Annotated in this window: 3 protein-coding genes; 2 read left to right on the forward strand and 1 reads right to left on the reverse strand. The window is 48.8% G+C overall.

Going from position 1 to position 4,909, the window contains the following annotated elements:
- Both V7D78_RS15255 and V7D78_RS15260 read left to right on the forward strand, forming a co-directional pair.
- Positions 1 to 2,168: TonB-dependent receptor domain-containing protein (locus V7D78_RS15255; protein ID WP_333609315.1), on the forward strand; the 2,168-nt coding region annotated here is incomplete at its 5' end.
- A gap of 318 nt (positions 2,169 to 2,486) precedes the next feature.
- A complete protein-coding gene (locus V7D78_RS15260) occupies positions 2,487 to 3,917 on the forward strand; it encodes a peptide MFS transporter (RefSeq protein ID WP_333609316.1) in 1,431 nt (476 codons plus the stop codon).
- A 131-nt stretch (positions 3,918 to 4,048) separates the two neighbouring features.
- Here the strand turns inward: V7D78_RS15260 and V7D78_RS15265 are convergent, their stop codons facing one another.
- On the reverse strand, positions 4,049 to 4,684 hold the full coding sequence (locus tag V7D78_RS15265; protein WP_333609317.1) for a hypothetical protein: 636 nt from the start codon (positions 4,682 to 4,684) through the stop codon (positions 4,049 to 4,051).
- Positions 4,685 to 4,909: the final 225 nt, after the last annotated feature.

Consider the following 4,909-nt stretch of genomic DNA (forward strand, 5'->3'; position numbering starts at 1 on the left):
CCAGCCGTAGCGGCGGCGGCGATAGCTACGATTTTTCCATGACCACAGGTTTTAGCGATAGCAAAAGCAATTTTATTATGACCTGGGAGCATAAACAGCACGACGCTATTAGTATGCGATCGCGCGACTATGAAGCCCCCTATCTGGTTGCTGGCGGTAACCCAGGCCTGATGGATGACTGGCGTAAAATAGGGGAGTGGGGCCGCACCATCGTTAAATCATCTGACGATTCATGGTCCTACCAAACACCGTTAATGAATGACGATTGCAATGCCTACAACAAAAACGGCCAGAATGCCTTTATTGGCCCGGTATCGTCACTGGATTACCCCGATGATCGGGCCTGCCTGTATGATCATTCCGTTGCTGCCAACATGACCTCAAGCAGCAACCAGGACAACATCCTTGTTATGTATAATCGCGAACTTACTGCAGATATCAAACTCAGTGCCAGAACCTATTGGGCCAACAACCGCAGCAAAGATGTTTCCGCCTCCGTTCCCGGCACCGTTATTTTCCCTACCGCCCTGCCCTCATATACCACTGAGGCCGGTCATACGCTAAGAGCAGTAGAGGCCGGAGATCGGATATATTATCGCTTCGACTCTGCGGGTGACCGTGTTGCCAGGCATAACGACAACATCCTCGATTTTCTGCTGAGTGTGGAAGGCACAACCCGCTGGGGCTTTTGGGAGTCCGCTATTAACGTCAACCGGTACAACAACTTTACCTGGGGTACGGGATATCTATACACCGACGCAGTGCAGAAATTAATTGGTAGTTACGACGATACTACCGCCACCTTTACTGGCTGGGACCCTCGCGATCCTAACTCTGATGTTCCAGGCGGAGCCGCCGCTAATATTGATAAATTCTCTAAAGCCAGAGCGGTGGATTTCAGTGCCGGTGCTGGCGCTGATTTATTTGAAATGGCCAGTGGCAGTGTTGCGGCTTATATTGGTGCTGCTATCCGCAAGGAGCACTTTATGTCAGATATCGACGCCTTAACCAAGGCTGGGAAAATATTTGGCGGTAGCGGTGGTGCGGGCGGCAATGGTGAGCGAACCGTAAAAGCGGTCTACGGTGAATTATCCGTACCTGTTTTTTCTCAACTTGAAGCCAATATTGCCGGTCGTTACGACCACTACAGTGATTTTGGCGGGACTTTTAATCCACAGCTCGGATTACGCTACACCCCGCTGGATAATCTGTTAATTCGTGCTTCTTATGGCGAAGGTTTCAGAGCACCAACGCTGGCAGACCTATACCGTGGCCCAACCCAAGGCTGGTACACCATCACCAACTACCCGCTATGCCATGCAACAGCTGGTGAGGAAATAACAGGCTGCACCCGCCGCGATAGTATTTATGTTGATATTGGCGGTAACGACAAACTAAAAGCTGAAACCTCAAAAACCAGCAATATCGGTGTTGTTTGGGATATTAATGACAACGTTAGTTTAACCGCTGATTTTTGGGAGCTGAAAATTGATAATATTATTAGTGAGTTAAGTCCGGGGCTGATTGCCTATAGCCAGGCAAAACTATGGGAAGCTGCAGACGCCGCAGGCCAACCCCGTCAAGATATTTCTGCCCTGTTTCCCAATACGGCAATTAGCTTTTTGCCAAACGGGCGTTTGGAAAGCATGAAAATTACTACAACTAACCGAGGCTTCGAAGAAAAGCGCGGCATTGACGTTAAAGTAAGTGGCAGGTTGGTAACCGACATCGGCGAATTTGAGGCTGACCTGGGATTATCCCACATAGCTCGCTTTAAACGCTCGCAATCGGTTGAAAGCAACATGGGTGAGTTAGAACTTGGTATGAATGAAATCGGCCGCATCGATTATCCTTCAGATCGCATTAACCTAACCCTCAGCTACAACCAGGGTAATCACAGCCTGACTTACTATGGCAATTACATCAGCGCGCAAAAGGATAAAGAACTTAACGCCGAGCAACAATGGGTGGTAGATAACCGGGTGGGTTCACTCGTTACTCATAACATCTCTTATCAATTAGAGCTGCCCTGGCAAGGTAAAGTCAGTCTGGGTATCAACAACCTGACTGACGAAGATCCGCGCTTTGATAAATGGGGCGGTTACTCGCGCAGCCTATACGACATCTATGGCCGCACCCTTTACCTGGGCTATACGCAAAGTTTCTAACCCCTGGAAATCAAAAGATGGCAAGCCTGCATCTTTTGTTGTTTACTCCTGGCTAACTAGCCAGGAGTTTTTTGAGACTCCCCGCGATGAAACATTACTTGCAAGAAAAGATGCTGCTCCTGGCATTAACTGTCTGTGTGTCGTTAAAGGCCACACCAAATCCCCTAACATCAGCCGACATAGCCAGCGAAAAACCCACGTTGTCGCAATACCAAAGCTTTGCCGGGGATATCGATGTTACCTAAAACCCGCACACCTGATAAATGATGAACAACACTTTCATCACCTGCAAATTAACTAGCAAGGAATTAAATATAAATGGACAAAATATCTAGAGGTACAGATCTTTGGGGCCATCCTAAAGGTTTATTTTTGCTGTTTGGCACCGAAATGTGGGAACGTTTTTCCTACTACGCTATGCGCGCTTTGCTGGTGCTGTATCTGGTAGACACCGTTCACAGTCAGGGCGGCGGCTTAGGCTGGGACCAGGCAAGTGCATTAAAGTTATATGGCACCTTTACCATGCTGGTTTATGTTACCCCATTACTCGGCGGCTGGCTGGCAGATCATCTGCTAGGCCAGCGCCTGGCAATAATACTCGGTAGCATATTAATGGCGCTGGGCCAATTTAGCCTGGCGTTGCCGCATCATTGGTTTGCCGGAATCGAGCTCTACCCTTTTTATGCCGGGCTGGCGTTGCTGATCCTGGGAAATGGCTTATTTAAACCAAACATATCCACTATGGTGGGCGATTTATATGCGGCAGGTGATCGCCGCCGCGACGGCGCTTTTACCATCTTTTATCTGGGTATTAATGCCGGTATGTTTTTAGCCGGGATCAGCGTTGGCATTGTGATTGATCAGTTTGGGTTTCAACACACGGTTAATGGTGACCTCGTCCATGTCCGCAATTATCAGGCAGGCTTTTTACTGGCAGGCTTAGGTATGATATTGGCGTTAGTGCTGCAAATGACCTTGGCAAAAGTGTTACTGGGTGACATTGGTATTGAACCGGCGGCCAGGCGTGACAGACGTTTGTCTGAAGCAAAACGTACGGCGCCCTTAACCAAACAAGAAGTTGACCGGTTAAAGGTGCTGTTAATAATGGGGTTGTTTACTATTATTTTCTGGGCAGGCTTTGAACAGGCCGGCGGCCTGATGAATATATATGCTGACCGATTTGTTGACAGAACCGTTGCTGGCGTTGAACTTAACCCCACTTATTTTCAATCACTTAACCCACTTTTTATAATGATTTTTGCGCCGCTATTCGCCATATTATGGCTGCGCTTAGGAAAGCATGAACCCAATTCGCCACTGAAATTTGCCATAGGCCTGGTGCTACTGGGTATCGGCTTTTTATTTATGGTTGGCGCTACAATGCAGCAAGGTGATGGCAGTAAAGCAAGTATGTGGTGGCTGGTGCTGGCGTATCTGTTTTTTACCCTGGGTGAACTGTGTTTATCACCTATTGGCCTGGCAATGGTAACCCGCTTATCGCCGCTGCGCATGGCATCTTTATTAATGGGCGCCTGGTATCTGTTTTTAGCCGCCGCTAACAAATTAGCCGGTTTAATAGGTTCTTTAATAGGTACCGATAAAGGCACCTCTGACGAGGCCATGATAGCCAACGCTTTTGCCATTTTCAGCGGCCTGGCAATAGCCGCCTTTATTGCGGGCCTACTGCTATATTGTCTGGCCGACAAACTGGTGTACTGGATGCATGGCAGCGAGCAACGCCATATTTAGTCGCGCTGAGATCATGAGCGCAGGGTTAGCGTCAATGCTTAGCCAAACAGCAGTCGCTTGCGGGCGACGAATTGATATTTAGCAACCGCATCTTTGAGAAACGACAGCTAAGCTTGATAGTGTGGTTGTGGTTACTGCCAGTGTAACTCTCGCTCTTGCCAGTGCATAGTTGCCTGACGGACATGCATTTTTTTAGCCAGAGCAGGATCAAAGTTCACTACTACATTGGCAGCAAACTGACTGAGAAAGGCGGATTTGAGGGATGCTCTGGCTTGATCTGGCCCGGACTGCTGGTATGGCACAGATGAGAGCAGTAAAAATCCATCATCTGCGATCCGCCCCGCCTGCATGTTTCCAGCAATTATTGCTGCAGCCTGACGAATTGGTTGAGCTAAATCTGGGCTAAATGGCCCAATTATTAATGCGGTGTTGGGCACATGCAGGTAATCAAAGCCACGGCCAATACATAACATCCACTCCAGGTGCTTACTGTCGAGTTGACGCCGATGCTGCCGCATCGCTGCTATATGAGCTAAATTACCCTGCACTAACGGCAGCAGATCCTGAACCAGAAGCGCTGGCATATCCGGTAACAATTGCCGCAGCATCTCAAGCATTTTACTTTGCTGCGAGTCAGCCATGGTGGCCAAATCCAACTGTTGCTCCGCCTCATGAAGAACCAGTGCATCAAGGTCGGTTTCAAAACCACACATCAGAGGATACAACCACTGCTGGTTGGGATAAAGCAGGCGAAATTGCTGCAGCAATAATCTGGCCTGTTGCTCTGCCGCCGCCCGATCACAGTCAAAACCCGCACAACCACGTTAGCGATCCGCTTTGAAATAATGATAACTGATTAATACCAATACCGGCCGACTTTGCTGCCAAGCTGCTTGAACCTGCTCCGCAAGCAAATCGCCTAAATAAGGCCAGCCAAGGTCAAAGACCCCACCCAGATTGCGAAATGGCTGGATCACCCCCGTTGGAATATG

This window comes from Arsukibacterium sp. (assembly GCF_036735525.1).
Taxonomy (GTDB): Bacteria; Pseudomonadota; Gammaproteobacteria; order Enterobacterales; family Alteromonadaceae; genus Alishewanella.